Annotated in this window: 15 protein-coding genes; 10 read left to right on the top strand and 5 right to left on the bottom strand. The window is 42.4% G+C overall.

Annotated features, from left to right (window positions below; all coding sequences use genetic code 11):
* Nucleotides 1-2: 2 nt before the first annotated feature.
* From AAAH86_RS04615 to AAAH86_RS04605, 3 genes are read left to right on the top strand one after another with little or no spacing between them, the layout of a single operon-like run.
* Nucleotides 3-1,430 carry a glycosyltransferase gene (locus AAAH86_RS04615; protein ID WP_343486328.1) on the top strand — a complete coding sequence of 476 codons (1,428 nt, stop codon included), beginning with the start codon at nucleotides 3-5 and terminating at the stop codon, nucleotides 1,428-1,430.
* Nucleotides 1,431-1,441: 11 nt separating this feature from the next.
* The gene (locus AAAH86_RS04610; RefSeq protein WP_343486327.1) at nucleotides 1,442-3,823 is read left to right on the top strand and encodes a sulfatase-like hydrolase/transferase; all 2,382 of its coding nucleotides are present in this window, start codon (nucleotides 1,442-1,444) and stop codon (nucleotides 3,821-3,823) included.
* On the top strand, nucleotides 3,820-5,112 hold the full coding sequence (locus tag AAAH86_RS04605; RefSeq protein WP_343486326.1) for a YaiO family outer membrane beta-barrel protein: 1,293 nt from the start codon (nucleotides 3,820-3,822) through the stop codon (nucleotides 5,110-5,112). The genes AAAH86_RS04610 and AAAH86_RS04605 overlap by 4 nt, the downstream gene beginning before the upstream one ends.
* A gap of 14 nt (nucleotides 5,113-5,126) precedes the next feature.
* On the opposite strand, the gene AAAH86_RS04600 is transcribed toward AAAH86_RS04605, so the two are convergent.
* A complete protein-coding gene (locus AAAH86_RS04600; RefSeq protein WP_343486325.1) occupies nucleotides 5,127-6,413 on the bottom strand; it encodes a hypothetical protein in 1,287 nt (428 codons plus the stop codon).
* Between the two features lie 489 nt (nucleotides 6,414-6,902).
* Entirely contained in the window at nucleotides 6,903-7,766 is an 864-nt protein-coding gene (locus tag AAAH86_RS04595) for an RNA polymerase sigma factor RpoD/SigA (protein ID WP_343486324.1), read from the bottom strand.
* 178 nt (nucleotides 7,767-7,944) lie between these two features.
* Between AAAH86_RS04595 and AAAH86_RS04590 the strand changes: the two genes are divergently transcribed.
* Nucleotides 7,945-9,513 (top strand): DEAD/DEAH box helicase family protein, encoded by a 1,569-nt coding sequence (locus AAAH86_RS04590; RefSeq protein WP_343486323.1) that lies wholly within the window; start codon nucleotides 7,945-7,947, stop codon nucleotides 9,511-9,513.
* A gap of 62 nt (nucleotides 9,514-9,575) precedes the next feature.
* A complete protein-coding gene (locus AAAH86_RS04585) occupies nucleotides 9,576-10,838 on the top strand; it encodes a glycosyltransferase (protein ID WP_343486322.1) in 1,263 nt (420 codons plus the stop codon).
* Nucleotides 10,839-11,010: 172 nt separating this feature from the next.
* Here the strand turns inward: AAAH86_RS04585 and AAAH86_RS04580 are convergent, their stop codons facing one another.
* On the bottom strand, nucleotides 11,011-11,862 hold the full coding sequence (locus AAAH86_RS04580; RefSeq protein ID WP_343486321.1) for an alpha/beta hydrolase: 852 nt from the start codon (nucleotides 11,860-11,862) through the stop codon (nucleotides 11,011-11,013).
* Nucleotides 11,863-12,063: 201 nt separating this feature from the next.
* Between AAAH86_RS04580 and AAAH86_RS04575 the strand changes: the two genes are divergently transcribed.
* Entirely contained in the window at nucleotides 12,064-12,909 is an 846-nt protein-coding gene (locus AAAH86_RS04575) for a 1,4-dihydroxy-2-naphthoyl-CoA synthase (protein WP_343486320.1), read from the top strand.
* 413 nt (nucleotides 12,910-13,322) lie between these two features.
* On the opposite strand, the gene AAAH86_RS04570 is transcribed toward AAAH86_RS04575, so the two are convergent.
* Nucleotides 13,323-14,660, bottom strand: a complete 1,338-nt coding sequence (locus tag AAAH86_RS04570) for a serine hydrolase (RefSeq protein ID WP_343486319.1) — start codon at nucleotides 14,658-14,660, stop codon at nucleotides 13,323-13,325.
* A 44-nt stretch (nucleotides 14,661-14,704) separates the two neighbouring features.
* Here AAAH86_RS04570 and AAAH86_RS04565 point away from each other — a divergent pair, with 44 nt between their 5' ends.
* From AAAH86_RS04565 to AAAH86_RS04550, 4 genes are read left to right on the top strand one after another with little or no spacing between them, the layout of a single operon-like run.
* Entirely contained in the window at nucleotides 14,705-15,580 is an 876-nt protein-coding gene (locus AAAH86_RS04565) for a pirin family protein (protein WP_343486318.1), read from the top strand.
* A gap of 59 nt (nucleotides 15,581-15,639) precedes the next feature.
* Nucleotides 15,640-16,020 carry a hypothetical protein gene (locus tag AAAH86_RS04560; protein ID WP_343486317.1) on the top strand — a complete coding sequence of 127 codons (381 nt, stop codon included), beginning with the start codon at nucleotides 15,640-15,642 and terminating at the stop codon, nucleotides 16,018-16,020.
* Between the two features lie 7 nt (nucleotides 16,021-16,027).
* The gene (locus AAAH86_RS04555; protein WP_343486316.1) at nucleotides 16,028-16,699 is read left to right on the top strand and encodes a peptidoglycan recognition family protein; all 672 of its coding nucleotides are present in this window, start codon (nucleotides 16,028-16,030) and stop codon (nucleotides 16,697-16,699) included.
* A gap of 4 nt (nucleotides 16,700-16,703) precedes the next feature.
* Nucleotides 16,704-18,146 carry a M14 family zinc carboxypeptidase gene (locus AAAH86_RS04550; RefSeq protein ID WP_343486315.1) on the top strand — a complete coding sequence of 481 codons (1,443 nt, stop codon included), beginning with the start codon at nucleotides 16,704-16,706 and terminating at the stop codon, nucleotides 18,144-18,146.
* 11 nt (nucleotides 18,147-18,157) lie between these two features.
* Here AAAH86_RS04550 and AAAH86_RS04545 read toward each other — a convergent pair whose 3' ends face one another.
* A complete protein-coding gene (locus AAAH86_RS04545; RefSeq protein WP_343486314.1) occupies nucleotides 18,158-18,322 on the bottom strand; it encodes a hypothetical protein in 165 nt (54 codons plus the stop codon).
* Between the last annotated feature and the right edge of the window lie 53 nt (nucleotides 18,323-18,375).

The following is an 18,375-nucleotide window of genomic DNA, read 5'->3' as shown; positions in this document are numbered from 1 at the left end:
TAATGGAAAGTGCATTGAACATACTGCTCGAATATATAGACACCGTCTTCTTTTTGTTTTCGGTAGTACTGTTCGTCATGTTCTGCTTTATGGGTTATTTCTCCACCAAAAACTCCATCCATTATCGAAATAAAAACAGTTTTGGCGATTTATCAAAAGTGATGGCATCGCCTTTGGCCCCTGGTATTACCATTATTGCGCCGGCCTATAATGAAGGATTGACCATCGTTGAAAATGTGCGTTCGCTGCTCTCATTGAAATACGTGAACTACGAAGTGATGGTGGTCAATGACGGTAGTAAAGATGATACGCTCGAGAAATTGATCAACGCCTATGATTTGATGGAAATTGAAAAGGAAATTGACCCTGATTGGAAATCAAAACCCATTCGTGGTATCTATAAATCCCGACAACGTCCATTTTCAAAATTGACAATCATTGATAAAGAAAACGGTGGTAAATCCGACGCCTTGAACGCTGGTATGCAATTGTCTCAAAACCGCTATGTGGGCTGCATTGACGTTGACTGTCTACTAATGCCCGATGCATTGTTGCATGTGGTCAAATCATTCTTTCAACGCTCAAAAAAACGAGTCATCGCCGTGGGTGGAGTGATCAGGGTTGCAAATTCATGTCAAATCTCCGGAGGAACACTTGAAGAGATTCGACTGCCAAAAAATTGGTTGGCTAAATTTCAACTTTTGGAATACACCCGCTCTTTTATTTTGGGAAGAATGGCCTGGGGACGTATTGACAGTCTATTGATCATATCAGGAGCCTTCGGCTTTTTTGACCGTGAAATTGCCATGGCGGTTGGAGGCTATGATACAAACACCGTGGGCGAGGATATGGAAATCATATTCAAAATGCGCCGGTATATGCACGAAAAGCGTGAAGCTTATACTGTCGAGTACATTCCTGATTCTTTGTGTTGGACAGAGGTGCCCGAAAGTGCAAGTGTGCTCGTCAACCAGCGGGATCGTTGGGCCAGGGGTAACCTTGAGACCCTCTACAAGCACAGAGACATGTTTTTCAATTCAAAATATGGTCGATTGGGCCTTGTAAGCTATCCCTACTGGTTTTTTTATGAATGGCTCGCACCATTGATGGAGTTTTTTGGTTTTTTCACCATTATTCTTTTTTGGTATTTGGGCATTTTGAACTGGGACTTTTTCATTGCCCTGACCGCCATGGTATATATGTTCTCTGTGATGTTCTCTTTCTATGCCATCCTGTGGGATGTGTATACCTATAACCAATACAGTAAAACAAAAGACATTCTGACATTGATGTTCTGTGCCATGGTCGAACCGATTGTGTTTCACCCTCTAGTGGTATGTGCCTCGGTGAGGGGCAATCTCACCAAACTCTTCAGAAAAAAGAGAGGGTGGGGGCCACAGGTCAGAAAAGGATTTGCCAAAGCAGCTTAAAATCATTTGCCATGAATACAAGTACACGCGATAGATATTCACTGAAGCATTATACGAGATTGATCATCTCGTTTTTTGGATGCTTGGTCATATTATCAATATATCAATACACGACCCTGTACTTTAAAGGAGTGGTCGATATGATTTTCAGCGCCAGTTTTTTTATTGCCGTGGCACACCAGTTGGGCTTTGCCTCTGTGGTTGCCATGATTTTACTTTTCCCATTTAACTTTTTTGAGAACCTGAGACCACGCTACGGCCTCAACATCGTTTTTGTGCTCCTGATTTTTTTGTTGGTCATTGAGGCCATGTTGATTTCTTATTACCTGACTGCACTTGTGCCGCTGGGTTCTGATTTACTGGGCTATAGTTTTGCTGACATCAAGACTACGGTCTCAAACTCGGGTGGTGCCTCATTCTTGCCGATTGTAGGTGTCTTGACCATCATGGGGCTGTTCTTCGGCCTGTACAAACTCTCGTCAAGATATTACCATCATATTGGCAGAATGTATCCTTTTACCATCATACTTTTCAGCCTTTTTATCTCGACCCTGTTTCTTGATGGCAAGCCCATCAACCAGAACAAATCACAGTATCTGGCAGTGAACATATACAACAGCACAACCGAAGAACATGTTTACCAAGCTGACGCTGAATATCCTCTGATAAAAAATGATAACACACCGAATGTACTGGGTGAGTACTTTGAACTGAAGGAAGAAAAGCCCAATATCGTTTTCATTATCGTCGAAGGGCTTGGAAGGGATTTTGTCGGTGAAGGCGCCGAATATGGCGGATTTACACCCTTTTTAGATTCACTTTCACAAAAATCACTGTATTGGGAGAATTGTATGAGCACAACAGGAAGAACCTTTGGCGTGCTCCCCAGTATGCTGGGTTCTTTGCCTTTTGGTAAAAGCGGTTTTATGGAGCTTGATGAATACCCCAACAAGCTTACGATGTTCACCATCCTGAAAAACAATAGTTACCACACGTCTTTTTATCAAGGCACAAACGGTTCATTTGACAACGTAGACCAATTTTTGATCAGTGAAGATGTCGATTTTATAATGGACAAAGGTGGTTTCGGGTCTGAGTATGAAATGCAGGCCGGTAACGATGGTGGTTTCACATGGGGCTTTCCTGATAAAGAACTGTTCAGAAAGAGCATGAGTCTAGAACGCAAAGGCGATAAACCCCGTATGGAGGTTTATCTCACCATTAGCAACCATGAGCCTTTTATGCCACCACGACAGGACTTTTACGAAGACCAGGTGGAAAAAATTCTAAAACAAGGGGGTTTTGACAGTCGTGTTGAAAAAATAGTCAAGAAGAATGACAATGTTTTTGCCACACTGTTGTACACAGATGATGCCATCAAGTATGCCTTGGAAGAATATAAGAAAAAACCGGGTTACGATAACACCATTTTTGTGATTACCGGCGATCATAGGTTGATACCCATACCCTTGCGAAATACCATCTGCAGGTTCAACGTGCCCTTGATCATTACCAGCCCGATGTTAAAATCACACAAAAAGATGAGTGGAATCTCATCACACTTTGATGTTGCCCCCAGTTTATTGGCGCTTCTGGGAGGAAAATATGAAATGAAAATGCCAAAAAAAGTAGCGTGGATAGGGGGCGCTTTAGATACCAATGCCGAATTCAGGGGTGTCAAGGATATTCCCTTGATGATAAATAAAAATGATTTGAACGAATATATCAGTGGTGAGAAGTTTTATACGGATGGAAAAGTTTTTTCCATCGATGAAAACATGAATTTGGGTGGTTCTTTTGGGGGTTCCAATATTAAGGAAAAGTTAGATGCATTCAAGTCAATCAATGAATATGTGACCCTGAACAATAAGATAATTCCTGATAGCTTGGCCATTTTTACGCTGAAGAAAGAAAAGTTCACCGACACTGAAATGGTATGGCTCAATAGTCTGAACAACGGCTACAATTCTGATGTATATTACATTATTGCCCGCGATTTTGCCCATGACCGAAAATATGATAAGGCGCTGCTGGTCTGCCGCTATATTCTTTCTGAAAGACCAAGGCATGTAGATACCAAAATTTTGATGGGCAGGGTCAACGCTTGGCGTGGCAATAGAGATGTTGCCGTTGAATTGTTGAGGGAATGTATCGCTATCAATCCCGATTATGTCGACTCATACTCTGCACTGTTCGATGTGTATTTCTGGGACGGTAGGCACAAAGACGCACTCGAGCTGATCGAGTTGGTACAGCAAAACAGTTCAAGTGCCAATGAGATAACCGATAAGATTGAAAGGGCACGGCGTGAAGCCAGAAAGGCAGGGGTCGCCCTTACCAAAAAGCCCAAAAAGCAAAAAGAAACAGAAATTGTAGCAGCACTCGACGAATGAAAATCCGTTTGGTACCATATAGCTCTTTCATAATAGGCTTCTTCTGTTTCTACGGATGGAGCCAGTCTGATAGTGGCCCCTCATCCCAGGGTTCATACCATCAAGCCTATGAGCTTGCATATAGTGGAGATTCCAAAACGGCGCAGGCAGTGCTCGAAGAGGTACTTTCGGAAAACCCCCGGCATTCAGAAGCCAGTGAACTCTTGGCCCGAACCTATAGCTGGACAGGCCAATACGTCAAAGCGAGATTATACTTTAACAGACTTTTATCCGAAAATAATAACAAAAAGGATGTATGGGTGGCCGCGATAAAGAACGAACTCTACGCGGGAGAAAACGCCATTGCACTTGGGTTGGCCAATAAAGCAATGCGGTATATTAAAGATGCAGAATTGCAGCGTTTGAAACTATTGGCGCATGACCAAGTGATGAACATCAAATATGGAAAAATTGGCTGGTACAACACTGAGGAGACGCGAAAAAACCCAAAAAAGGGAATCAAGAAAAAAAAGATAGCTTCAAAAATTGAGGGGAAAAAAACTGAGAAAGATGCTGAGCCTAAAAACCGAATAGGGGTCAGCAATACGGTGACTGTTTTCAATGAACGATATGACCCCATGTTCTTTACGAGCATATCCTACAAAAGAAAAACACCTTATGGCAGTATTATACCCAGAATCAATTTTAGTTCTCGTGTTGGTAAGCAGGGGGTGCAATATGATATAGACCTGTATCCAAAATTTGCAAAGGGATTTTATGCCTACTTGAATTACGGTTATTCCAATGCAACCATTTATCCAAATCATAAGATGGGGGGCGATGTATACATGAGCCTTCCCGGCTCGTTCGAATTTTCAGCAGGGGCAAGGCACATCATCACCAGAACCAGAAATGTTACGGGTATTTCAAATTCATTGGGCCACTATAGGGGCAATTACTATTTTTCATTGCGCTCATTGGTCACCCCTAAACCTGATGGGCTGACCCGTGTATCAGGAAACTTATTGGTGCGACGGTACACAAAGAACAGTGAAAATTATATGGGCTTTACAGCGGGAGTGGGTATATCGCCCGAACTACGCCAGTTTTTCGCCGACGATGAATTATTGGCCGAGACCATTTTCTTTATTGAAACACAGCGTCTGAATCTAGAGTATCAGTTTACTAACAAACAAAACACCAACATCTATAAGGCACGATTGGGTGTTCGGCGACAAGAAATTTCTTTTGATTCTGGAAACTTTTTCTGGGGAATTACAGGCGGGCTTATCTATAGTGTGAAATTTTAAAAATCCTTCACTTTTCACTTTACTTGGGTTGAGCTAGGCTCCAACTCAAAATCCCATTTATCGGCATACATACCGTAGACCAGTCCGATTTCATTTTCATAGACATACTTTTCGTCTTTTCCTTCATCAAAGTTGACATTGTACACGTATACTTTGATACCGCTGTCACGCAGTTTGAGCATCAACTTTTTCTTGCGTTCAATAATCCTTCTTGAGACCGCGGCGTATTTGACATTGTTGGCCTTAAGAAAATCGATTTGATTGCCTTTCAGGGCCAACAAAGGTTTTTGTGATATCATGGCCCTTATGCCATTGTTTGATGCCTCCTCTACTGACATGGGGCTGAACAATTCCATAATCAGTTTTTCTTTGTCGTAGAACTGATCGGCAAAGGCCAAGGGATCTGAAATTTTATCTGTGATCAAAACGGCATCCGGATGGGCTGCAAACCAATCGTTGATGGCTTTCATATCCATGGTAATGTAATCGCCATAAATTGTTTCGTTTCTAAATTCTTCAAGGGTAGGGGGCAGTTTGCCTGAATATTCGGTAAAACGAGACCACATGTTCCAATCGTGGGCCGCCACAAAGTGTCCGTCAGAGGTTTCGATGATATCCAATTCAAAAAGACGAAACCCTTTTTCATAGTTCTGGTCAAGTGCATTTTTGGTGTTGGTATAGGCATGACCATCCACCGCCCCGCCCGCATGGGCAATAAAGCGGTCAAAACTGGCCTCAAATTCGTAACGTTCCTTTGGAAAATATACTTGGTCGCTTTTTGTGGTTTCAGGTATGGCAGCGGTCAGAACTACAGCGGCTTCATCAACATATTCATTGATTTTACCATCAAGATTGTGCATAACATAGGCCTGCCTGTTCTCAAGCGTTGATAAGGCTTTAAAGCCCATCTTGGCCAAATTTTTACCATTTTCAAAAGCATTCTCAACGGCAGAGTCATGGGCCAAAATGGCAAATACAGCCTTTTCCATCACCATTCGCTCCAGAACTGCCAAGAACTTATTTAAGTCTTCTTCATCACCATACGTATCATAAGTCTTGAATTCATAAGAATTCGTAGAATTAAAGTGTACAAGGGTCAAACCTCGACGAAGGCGTTCAGATTGCTCCCCTACGTTAAAAAAACTTTTTCGGCCCGCCTTAAAACTGTGGCTTATAAACTCAACAGTGTTTGATTTTTCAGCGGCTGTGTTTGCGGGTGTTGAAAAACTTGCCAGTGCTAAACTTACAAATAGCAGTAAATATGAGAGTCGTCTTGTTACGAGTTGGGGTATAGCGTGCATTTGAATGCAAATTTTTAGTGGTGGGGGCATTGTCAATGCCCAATAACAGTAACGATTGACGATATATCTTATTGTTCGTGCCGTTAATCGATTGAAGCTGTATACCAAATAAATGGCATATACGCAGAATCACTTTGTTTTTTAGACTCTTTTACAACAAAAAATGGTCAATTCACCACATTAAATTGCCACCACACAAGTATTCTGTTATGTTTACGTTAACAATATGAAGCCCAAATTTTAAACCTATAAGCTCATGTTATACGATACCTACGGCGAAGAATATCTTGCATTTTTACAAGAATTGAATGAAATCTTAAGCATAAACGAACTGGCAGAATTGGATTACCTGTAGATCTTGCCACCAAACTTATGAACTATGGAAAATCAAAGCAATGACAATATGGCCTATAACAATTTCATCAACAATCTGAATGAAATCTTGGTCAACTACAATATCAACCAATTGAATTGTTCTTAGAATTTAGATTACCCGAGATAGGTTTTAAGTATCTTACTTTTTGAGTTATGCCGTAACTTTCGAATGGCCTTTTCACGTATTTGGCGCACGCGCTCTCGCGTGAGGTCAAAGGTGCTTCCAATTTCTTCCAAGGTCATTGATTGTTGGTCACCGATGCCGTAGTACAAGCGTACCACATCGGCTTCCCGAGGCGACAAGGTATCCAGTGCCCGATTGATTTCAGTGTTCAATGACTCGTGCATCATTTCTCTATCTGGCCTTGGCGATTCACCTGCTTTCATGACATCGTATAGGTTTGAAGTTTCCCCCTCCTTCAAAGGCGCATCCATAGAGACATGCCTTCCAGAATTTTTGATGGACTGTTTCACTTCGCTGATGCTCATATCAAGTTCTTTGGCAATTTCTTCCGCTGAGGGCAACCGCTCATGGGCCTGCTCTAGATAGGAAGTCATTTTCTTGATTTTATTGATGGAGCCGATTTTGTTCAACGGTAATCGCACGACCCTTGATTGTTCAGCCAGGGCTTGTAAAATGGATTGTCGTATCCACCAAACCGCATAAGAGATAAATTTGAAACCGCGGGTCTCGTCAAAACGTTTTGCTGCTTTGACAAGTCCTAAATTTCCTTCGTTTATTAAATCAGGCAGTTTTAATCCCTGATTTTGATACTGTTTGGCCACCGAGACCACAAACCGCAAATTGGCATTGGTCAATTTTTCAAGTGCGGCCTGATCGCCCTTTTTGATGCGTTGGGCCAATTCAACCTCTTCTTGGGCAGTTATCAAATCAATTTTGCTGATGTCTTGTAGGTATTTGTCTAGGGATTTGGATTCGCGGTTGGTTACCTGTTTAATAATCTTAAGTTGCCTCATTCTGTGTATACGGGTTTAATTACGATATCTTTATATAATAAACATTTTCAGCGATTTTCCAAATGGGAATTGTTATTCTTATCAAAAAATTATTAAACACTGTTGCTCGAGTATGCAGTAACATCAATGGATTGTTGATAGTCTTTTGATAGATTTTCACTTTGTTGGGCCAAAGCAGATGCAAAAAACTCCTAATTTTGCAAGGTTTTATAATTCTGAAAGCATTTTATTCCCTTTGGAGGTACAAAAGCAAATAGCACGAAAGACCCTTTACGACTACCAGCTCAAAGACCTGAACACCATATTTGAGCATCTGAAAACCATGCCCGACGGCAGTAACCTGTTGTACCAGTTGCCCACGGGAGGTGGTAAAACAGTGGTTTTTTCTGAGATTACGAGACGTTACATTCGTGACACCCAAAAGAAAGTGGTCATCTTGACCCACCGTATTGAACTGAGTCGTCAGACCGCGGCCATGCTCGAAGGCTTTGATGTTGCCAACAAAATCATCAACAGCGATGTAAAGGAATTGGTCGACCAAGATGAGTACATGTGCTTTGTGGCCATGGTAGAGACCTTGAACAACCGCCTGCAAGAAGGCAAGGTCGACATCAAGAACATTGGGCTGGTCATCATTGATGAGGCCCACTACAACTCATTTCGAAAGTTGTTCAAGTACTTTGATGAGGCTACCATTTTGGGCGTCACGGCCACTCCGTTGAGCTCAAACATCAAATTGCCGATGAAAGACAATTACCAAAAGTTGATTGTCGGCAAATCGATAAAGTCATTGATAAAAGAAGGTTTTTTGGCCAAGGCCAACCTATACAACTATGATGTTAGCCTGAAATCTTTGAAATTGGGCATTCACGGTGATTATACTGTCAAATCATCTGACGAGTTCTACGGAAACCAAAGCATGCTGGGCAAGACATTGGCCGCTTATGAAGATTTTGCCAAAGGCACCAAGACCCTGATTTTTAACAATGGCATCAATACATCGCTCTATGTGTACGAAACCTTCAAAAAAGCAGGCTACGACGTTCGCCATTTAGACAACAAAAACTCGGCCCAAGAGCGTCGCGAGATACTGGACTGGTTTTCAGAGACCCCCGATGCCATTCTCACCTCGGTCAGTATTTTGACCACAGGCTTTGATGAACCCACGGTGGAATCCATCATTTTGAACCGGGCGACCCGTTCGTTGACACTGTATTTTCAGATGATCGGTCGGGGATCTCGTGTGCTTCCCAATAAAAAAGACTTCAATGTCGTGGATTTGGGAAACAACTTGGCGCGGTTCGGACCTTGGGATGAACCCGTTGACTGGCAAGAAATCTTCCACTTTCCCGATTTTTATTTGGAAAACATTAAAAACGATGAAGATATCGAACGCGAGTTCGTTTACGAGATGCCCGATGAACTGCGGGCCAAGTTTCAAAAGTCTGAAAATATTGATTTTAATATCAAGGAAGAATACAAAAAAGTCTTTGCGCAAGGCGGAAAATCAAAACTCGTGCTGGAGCGCAGCATCGAACAACACGCCCAAATCTGTGTTGAAAATAGTGAAGACGTGTTCGACGCCCGAATATTGGCCAAAGAACTGAAAGAAGAGATTGCCTATCGCGTGCGCCAGTATTCGTACTGTATCATGAACAATACCAAGAACTACAAAGAGTGGCTTGAGGAAGATTATGAGCGAAAACTCCGTTCGAGCATCTCAAAGAAGTTTGCACAGTTGATGTGAGACACAGTGTTGGGTGTTAGGTGCTCGATGTTAATTTTTTATAGTAAACAACACTCTCAACATTGAACCCAAAACCCGAAACTAGAAACCCGAAACTTTTAACGATTGGCCACACTTGGCCCGAACCCAAGACCACTGCGGCAGGGCATCGCATGGTACAACTGTTGGAAGCTTTTGCGGATAAAGGGTTTCAGCTATTCTTTGGAAGCACCGCCGCTAAAACCAAGTTCTCAGCGGATATATCAAAGTTTAAGGTCAAAGAAGTGCCCATCAAGCTCAACGACTCCAGTTTTGATATATTGATAAAAGAATTACAGCCTGATATGGTCATTTTTGACCGATTTATGGTGGAAGAACAGTTTGGCTGGCGGGTAGCCGAAAATGTTCCAAAGGCCATCAGAATACTGAATACTGAGGATTTACACTCCCTTCGAGATTATCGGGAAGCTGCCGTAAAGCATGAAGAAGCGTTCGATTATGGCAATTGGCTGACCACGGATAAAACCAAACGCGAAATGGCCAGTATTTTCAGATCAGACCTCACTTTTGTGGTCAGTGATTTCGAAGAAAAATTGTTGGTTGATAGAATAGGAGTGCCACAAAGCCATGTGTTGCACTTACCCTTTTTGTCATCCAAATTAACGGATGAAGAAATACAAGCTTGGCCCACTTTTGGCAAACGGAAAGATATGGTCTGTTTTGGCAATGGCAAGCATGCCCCAAATATTGATTCCATTTATCAGCTTAAGAGCCATATTTGGCCAAAAATCAAAAAAGAACTGCCCGATGCCCAACTAAAGGTTTTTGGGGCCTATCTGCCAGAATCCATTAAACAACTGCACAATGAAAAAGAAGGGTTTTTGGTCGAGGGATGGATTGACAATCTCGATGCCGAATTGCAAAAAGCTAGGCTCAATTTGGCCCCATTACGATTCGGGGCGGGCATCAAAGGAAAACTGGTCGACGCCATGTGCAACGGCTTGCCCAGTGTTACCACTCCAATCGGATCAGAGGGCATGCATGGTAATCTGCAATGGGCAGGCGCTATTTGTGACGGTCCAAGAGATTTTGTCAAAGCTGCGGTAGCCTTATATCAAAAACCTACACAGTGGATGAGTTGCCAACGCAATGGAGTTGAGATTGTCAACACCATTTACAATGCCGAAAAGTTAAAAGACGGCTTATTTGGCAAGATTACTGCCGTTGGTTCAAATTTAGATGACCATCGTCAAAAGAACTTTATCGGTCAAATGCTACAACATCAATCGCTAAACGCCACCAAGTTTATGGGCAAGTGGATTGAGGAGAAGCATCGGAAAAAATAAGGGCTTCGTTACCGATCTCGGCTATGATTTCGGCTTGGGGAATCCGTCAGGATTTTCCAAGTACGGAATCCGACCGTCTTTTAAAGTTAATGTTTTTAATTTGTTCAGGGGCATAGCTGAATTATAGCCAATGTTGTAAAACGTAATTTATTTTTATTCAATTTATATGCAGCTATTCATTTAAGATAAAATCTTTAAGGTGACTTGACATTACAGTTGGATGAGTCATCCACATATCGTGAGATGCGCTGGGAATTCTGACATGTTTGGCATTGGGTGTAATACGTATTAAGGATTCATTTGTACACATTAAAATAGGCATTACATTTTCTGATGTTATAATCATTGTAGGGAAATCAAATGTAGTATTCAAATTTGGGAATGGATTTTCGGAATTGGCAAGTGCTTCCATTTCCGGCAAATTTGATTTGAGCGCTTGCAAAGCTTCCGGCGGTATCTGGTTCTGTATATCTTTCCCAACAAAAAATTCAAAAATTGCTTTCATGACAACCGTTGTATCTTTTGTTTTAAAGGAGGCTTTTAGTTTTTCTATCAATCCCTTCTCTGTGTATGATAAGGATTCGTCACATCCTTTTATGCTTAATACGGGAGGTTCGGATACTGTAATTGATTTCAATCTATTTTGATATTTATTGGCGTAGGCCAATGCAACCAGTCCACCATAAGAATGTCCAACAATATTAAATTCTTCGATGCCCATTTGTTGTCTCAATTTTTCAAGATCTTCAGCCTCCGTCATTGGATTAAAAGGCGTCTCCTTTTTGTAAGAATGCTCATTGGGATAATTGTATCGCCTACTGTAGGTTATGACGTGAAATTCCTTGCCGAGCAATTCGAATTGGGGTATAAAAGCACGGTAATCCTCTTGACTTCCATGAACAAATATTATGGTTTCGCCATTACCGGTCTCCTTGAAAAATAAATTAGTTTCTTGAATAGGAACAAATCCAAAAAGGATCAATATAGTAAAAGCGTAAAAATAAATCGAGTTCAATCTTTTCATGGTGTTGATGATTTATGTTTTACAACATTTAAAGGATATGAATTCGTTTTTTAAATGATTTATATCCACCGGTTTTATCTGCCTCTGGGGGAAACGAAGTTAGAAGAAAAATGTTGACACTTCAATGCTCATGGTGATTGGGTTGTTCAACAGTTTTTCACATAGTGCAATCTCGCTATCTTTGGGCAAATCTATTTTTCCATGTCCAAACAACCCAACTGGCAGACCGCCATCGAATTTGAAGACATCACTTACAAAAAATGTGATGGAGTGGCCCGTATTGCCTTTAACCGCCCCGAGGTGCGCAATGCCTTTCGCCCCAAGACGACCAGTGAATTGTATCAAGCATTCTATGATGCCCAAGAAGACACCTCTATCGGTGTGGTACTGCTTTCTGGTGAGGGGCCGTCGACCAAAGACGGCAAATGGGCCTTTTGCAGTGGGGGCGACCAAAAGGCACGTGGCCATAAAGGCTACGTGGGCGATGATGGCTATCACCGCTTGAATATTCTGGAGGTACAACGACTGATCCGTTTTATGCCTAAAGTGGTCATCGCCGTGGTGCCCGGTTGGGCCGTAGGGGGTGGACACAGCCTGCACGTGGTCTGCGATATGACCCTCGCCAGTAAAGAACATGCCATTTTCAAACAAACCGATGCCGATGTCACCAGTTTTGATGGGGGCTATGGCTCGGCCTACCTTGCCAAAATGGTAGGGCAGAAAAAGGCCCGTGAAATTTTCTTTTTGGGGCGCAACTATTCCGCGCAAGAGGCCTATGAAATGGGTATGGTCAATGCCGTGATTCCACACAATGAATTGGAAGACACTGCATACCAATGGGCACAAGAGGTATTGGCCAAATCACCGACCAGTATCAAAATGCTGAAGTTTGCCATGAACCTAACCGATGATGGCATGGTCGGGCAGCAGGTGTTTGCCGGTGAAGCAACACGGTTGGCCTATATGACCGATGAGGCCAAAGAGGGGCGCAATGCTTTTCTAGAAAAACGAAAACCTGATTTTGGTAAGAATAAGTGGATACCCTAAGGCTTCTTAATCCCAAAAGGGAATTAAATTCTAAAACAACTTGATTGCAATCCCTTCCGTCTTATCCGCTTTGCGGATAATCCACCTTCCCTTGACCAAAGAAAGGAGCTTATGATATCTTCTCTTCCTCACCATCCGCCAAGATTCGTGTAATTCATGTCAAAAGAATAAGATTCACCTCCTTTGGAGGGTCCCGATAGCTATCGGGAAGGGGAGGCCTTAAACTAAAAAGAGCCCTGTCTTTCGATCAGGACTCTTTTACGAGAACACTATATGAAAATGAAAAAATTTACTTTCTGAATTAATTACATTGTAAATGTACGCCCATACCGTTGCAAGGTGAAATTATTGTTGTGAACCCCTATACTTTTGTGGTCAGGAGCTTATTTTGGGACATTTTGATGGTAATTTGGTCATTTGAAGCTGTTGACCAAAGCCCCCAAGAATCCATTCGAATCAAAATTATCGGGCTCTTCGGCCAGGCCCGTACGCACCACCACCAAATCTTTTGAGGGAATCATAAAAACATACTGCCCTTGATAGCCATTGCAGGAATAAAGGTCTTTCGGCACATCGGGATACTTACCATTGCCGTTCAACCAAAAATGGGCTCCATACGTTGCATTCGAAAGTTCAGTGGGTTCGGTGATGTAATCAATCCAAGCAGAGTTGAACAATTGTTCGCCGTTCCATTGGCCTTTATCGAGATACAATTGGCCAAACCGGGCCCAATCTCTTGTACTGGCCCATCCGTATGAAGAACCGACATAATTACCGACCAAGTCGGCCTCTAAAATCATGGAATGCATTCCAATCTTATCAATCAGGGCCGAATACGGAAAATCAAGGTATTCTTGATGGCTTCTGAACTGCATCCGCAGAATTCCTGATAAGAGATTAGTGGTGCCCGAAGAGTAGTTCCATATTTCCGTGGGCTTGGCAATCGCTTGTTTATTCTTCTGGGCTAGTGTCATGTCACTATCCAAAAAGAGCATTTTTGTAACGTCTGAGATTTTGGTGTAGTCTTCATCCCATGCGAGTCCGCTTTGCATCCGCAACAAATGATTCAATGTGATGTTTTGTCGTTCGTCGTCTTTCCATTCAGGAATGGGTGCAGGCCAATCCATTTCCAATTTTTTCTGATGCTCTAAAATCCCAAATAAAGTGGCAAGTACGCTCTTCGTCATCGACCAGCCAAGAATGGGAGTATCCTTGGTAAATCCATCCACATAATTTTCATGCACCAAGTGGCCTTTGTAGAGTATGAGCAAGGTTCTTGTTTTTTGCACGTCATTGTTCATAAAGGGCATCGCGACCGCTTTCTGCAGTTTGTCATAATTTATTTCAGGAAAGACGGTATCCTTTGAAGGCAAATGACCAAAGGGGTAGAAGCGGTCCACTTTCTTGAAATTCCGCTTGGGTTGTAGATACTGCTCGCCCTTCGGATGGTCTTCATTCACCAAAACGCAACCCAGTCCTTGACGGTCAATGGCCTTTCGGTTCATGAGACCATAGACCGTTGCCGATGCACTCGTCTTTTGGTGATTCACTTCAGTTTCGGCAAGTTCTATCATGGGGAATTGCAAATCTTCCAAAACCACAGCTTCTTGCTGCCTTTCGGCCACATAAACCTGTGAAGCCATATATTTAGCGGTGTAGCCAGAAATCATATTCAGTTTGGGGTAGTTGAGATATACGATTACGGCAATTGCAACGAGCAATAACAGCAGAATTCGCTTGATCCACTTCATAGGATGATTTTGTAACTTTCAGAACGAATATAAACATTTGATGCATGTCAAACATGGGATTGATCATCGAAGAACGCAGTCGCGATATCGGTGATTTTTTAGTGGGACGTTTGATTCCGTTTCGAAAGAAGCGTATGATAGGCCCGTTTATTTTTATTGACCACATGGGGCCCACCGAATTGGGGCCGCACAAATACATGGATGTGGACCAACATCCCCACATTGGTCTTTCTACCTTGACATACCTGTTGGAAGGCGAGTTGATGCATGAAGACAGTATGGGCACGGTACAGCGTATCAGGCCAGGTTCTGTCAATTGGATGACAGCGGGCAAGGGCGTTTCACATACGGAACGAACCCCAAAAGATATGCGGGGCGGAAAAACGTTTACGGCCCATGGCTACCAGATTTGGGTTGCCCTGCCGAAAGAATTGGAAGAAATGGAACCTGAATTCCATCATATTGAAGCCCATGAATTACCGCAATGGCAAGATGGTGCTGCCACATTCACTTTGGTGGCGGGCGAAGGATATGGATGGAAATCCCCCGTTCCCATACATTCGCCACTCTTTATGGTAGAAATCAAAACTTCCGATAGCTATCACCTTGATGTCAAAGGAAATCTTTCAGGTGAAATCGGTATTTGTATTGTTGATGGCAGTATCGAGGCCTGTTCAGAAACCATTGATAAAGGAAATATTTTGGTGTCCAAAGTAGAAGATACCTGCAGCATAACCATGCAAAAAGATGCCCATGTACTGCTTTTTGGGGGAGAGCCTTTTGAAGAGGAGCGACACATTTACTGGAATTTTGTATCCTCGAGCAAAGAAAAAATAGAAATCGCCAAAGAAAACTGGCGAGACAAGACCTTCCCCATGATGGCAGATGACAACACCTATGTTCCCTTGCCCAAAAGATGATACAGTTAAGGCGACATTGTGTTTTTATTATCCTCTGGGGTCTCTTACTACTTTTTGTTATGACTTCTTGTAAAAGAACCCAAAAAAAAGAATCCGCGCATGACTGGGTCGCCCTTGAAGTTACCGCGACTGCATACAATTCAGTGCCTTGGCAAACCGATGGCAAACCCACCTTGGCCGCTTGGGGCGATACTTTAAAGCCTGGCATGAAAGCCATTGCAGTGTCGCGTGACCTTATCAAAAGGGGGTTGACACATAATACGATGGTCAAAATCGATACCTTTCCTGATACGTTTTATGTGAAGGATAAAATGCATCGTAAATGGCGAAAAAAAATTGATATTTATATGGGCAACAATATCGATAGTGCCCGAAACTGGGGCAGAAAAAAATTGATGATCTGTTATGCGGTCCCTAAAAATGATTCGATTACAAAATAGTGGAAGTATGAAAAAGATTTTTGTAGTTCTATGGATGACTGCCGTTTTGGTTTCGTGTGGGGTCTCAAGTGACATTCCTCAGGTTATAGTTGACAAACCTATTGTTTTCAACGAACAGCGTATCGAATTGACCAAAGAATATTTAGAAGACCGATACAATTTAAGTGGTGATTCTGTTGAAATAACCCCTAAAATGATTGTACTGCATTGGACGGCCATACCAACTTTTGAGGGTTCGTACAGGGCTTTTTATGAGCCCACACTTCCCTCTTGGCGGCCAGATATTGAATCGGTGAGCGGGTTGAACGTTTCCACACACTTTTTGGTCGATAGAGATGGTACCATCTATCGTTTGATGCCCGAAACCTACATGGGGCGTCATGTGATTGGCCTAAATCATTGTGCCATCGGAATTGAAAATGTTGGAGGCACCGATAAAACCCCTTTGACGAGAAAGCAATCAAAAGCGAATATCTGGTTGGTAGAGTATTTGGTTGACAAGTATGATATTGACTATTTGATTGGCCATTATGAATATACCCAATTTGAAAACCATCCTTTATGGCTTGAGGTTGACGAAGGCTACCGTACTGAAAAGACCGATCCGGGAGAGAAATTCATGAAAAGGGTACGTCAGGCCACCAAAAAATATAACTTTAAGCCTGTTCCTGAAAAATGAAGCTATGAATCCACTGAAATTTGTTTTGCCATTTTTTATTTTGGCCACAACCTGTAACGCCCAAACTGATTTGACCAGCCAGCTGTACGAGACATACGAGAAATTTAAAGAACCATCTCTTGAAAAACGGCGCATTAAATACAATCAAATACAGCCGTTGATTGATAATTTTCGGAACAACCCAAAATTTGAAGTCCAAAAAGTGGGGGAATCCATCGAGAGCAGGGATTTGAACTTGATAAGCATCGGCGAGGGAGAAACCAATATTTTTCTTTGGTCACAGATGCACGGCGATGAGCCCACGGCTACCATGGCCACTTTTGATATTTTGAATTTTTTGGATTCCGAAGACTTTTCAGCGGAGAAAGAAATCATCCTATCCAAGTTAAAACTACATTTTCTACCAATGCTGAATCCCGATGGGGCAGAGGTCTATCAAAGGAGAAATTCACTGGGTATAGACATCAACCGTGATGCCCTTCGCCTACAATCCCCTGAAGGGCGAACCTTAAAAAAGATACGTGATAGCCTTAATGCAAAATTCGGCTTTAACCTGCACGACCAAAGCCGCTACTACAATGCGGAGCGAACCCCAAAACCCGCTACCATATCCTATTTGGCCACGGCATACAACTATGAGAAAGATATCAATGAAGTGCGTGCTGATGCGATGAAGGTCATCGTCTTTATGAACAACATCATCCAAAAATATGCACCGGGCCAAGTAGGGCGCTATAGTGACGATTTTGAACCACGGGCCTTTGGTGATAATATTGCAAAATGGGGCACGAGCCTGATTTTGATTGAGTCTGGGGGGTACAACGATGACCGAGAAAAACAAGAGATACGCAAGCTCAATTATGTTTCGATTTTGTCTGCATTGTATACGATTGCCAATGAAAGCTATAAAGAGATTCCGATTGGGGAGTATGAGAAAATCCCCAGAAATGACCGTAATCTATTTGACTTGAAGATTGAGAATGTCACTTATGAACTGAACGGTAACGATTATATCATTGATTTGGGCATTCTACGGCAAGAAATTGACAAGGCAGGGCATAATGACTTCTACTATAAAAGTATCATTGCGGATCAGGGGGACCTCTCTACCTATTACGGATATGAAACCTTTGACGCCACAGGATTTAAGATTGTTCCGCCTAAAGCTATCCCGATGAGCTCAGGAAAACAGAAACTCCTCGGAGAAGGATACGCTTATGTAAGCGGTGAATTACCAAAAACTGGATTTCACACAGAAAAATATGTACACTTAGTGGGTAAGGATTTTCAGTTGCCGAAAAAGTTTCAGTTACAACCAGGGGTCAATCCCACATTTTTCTTGGAGAAAGAGGGAAACATCACCCATGCGGTCATCAATGGCTTCCTACTTGATTTAAGCAAGCCGTTGAATCAACAAGGGTTTGGCAATGCCCTTATTTACCGTTAACGTAGTCTTGCTCAATATCCAAACTGTATGTTTTGGGGCATCGTGGCGAATAGCAAGACCATCATGATGACCAAGGTGCATACAATTGAGGTAAAGAGTGAGAGTACCACTCCCTTTGACCAATTTGAATATGGCCCTATGGCACTGTTCTGAATAATTTCTTTGATTACATCCATGACCTGAGTTTTTAGCATTAAACTTTATTCAGTCTTTAGGATGTTGGTAGTTG

The sequence above is a fragment of the Allomuricauda sp. d1 genome, from assembly GCF_039592695.1.
In the GTDB taxonomy this organism is placed as follows: domain Bacteria; phylum Bacteroidota; class Bacteroidia; order Flavobacteriales; family Flavobacteriaceae; genus Flagellimonas_A.
The sequence above is the reverse complement of the archived record's forward strand: the minus strand, read 5'-3'. Positions and strand labels throughout refer to the sequence as shown.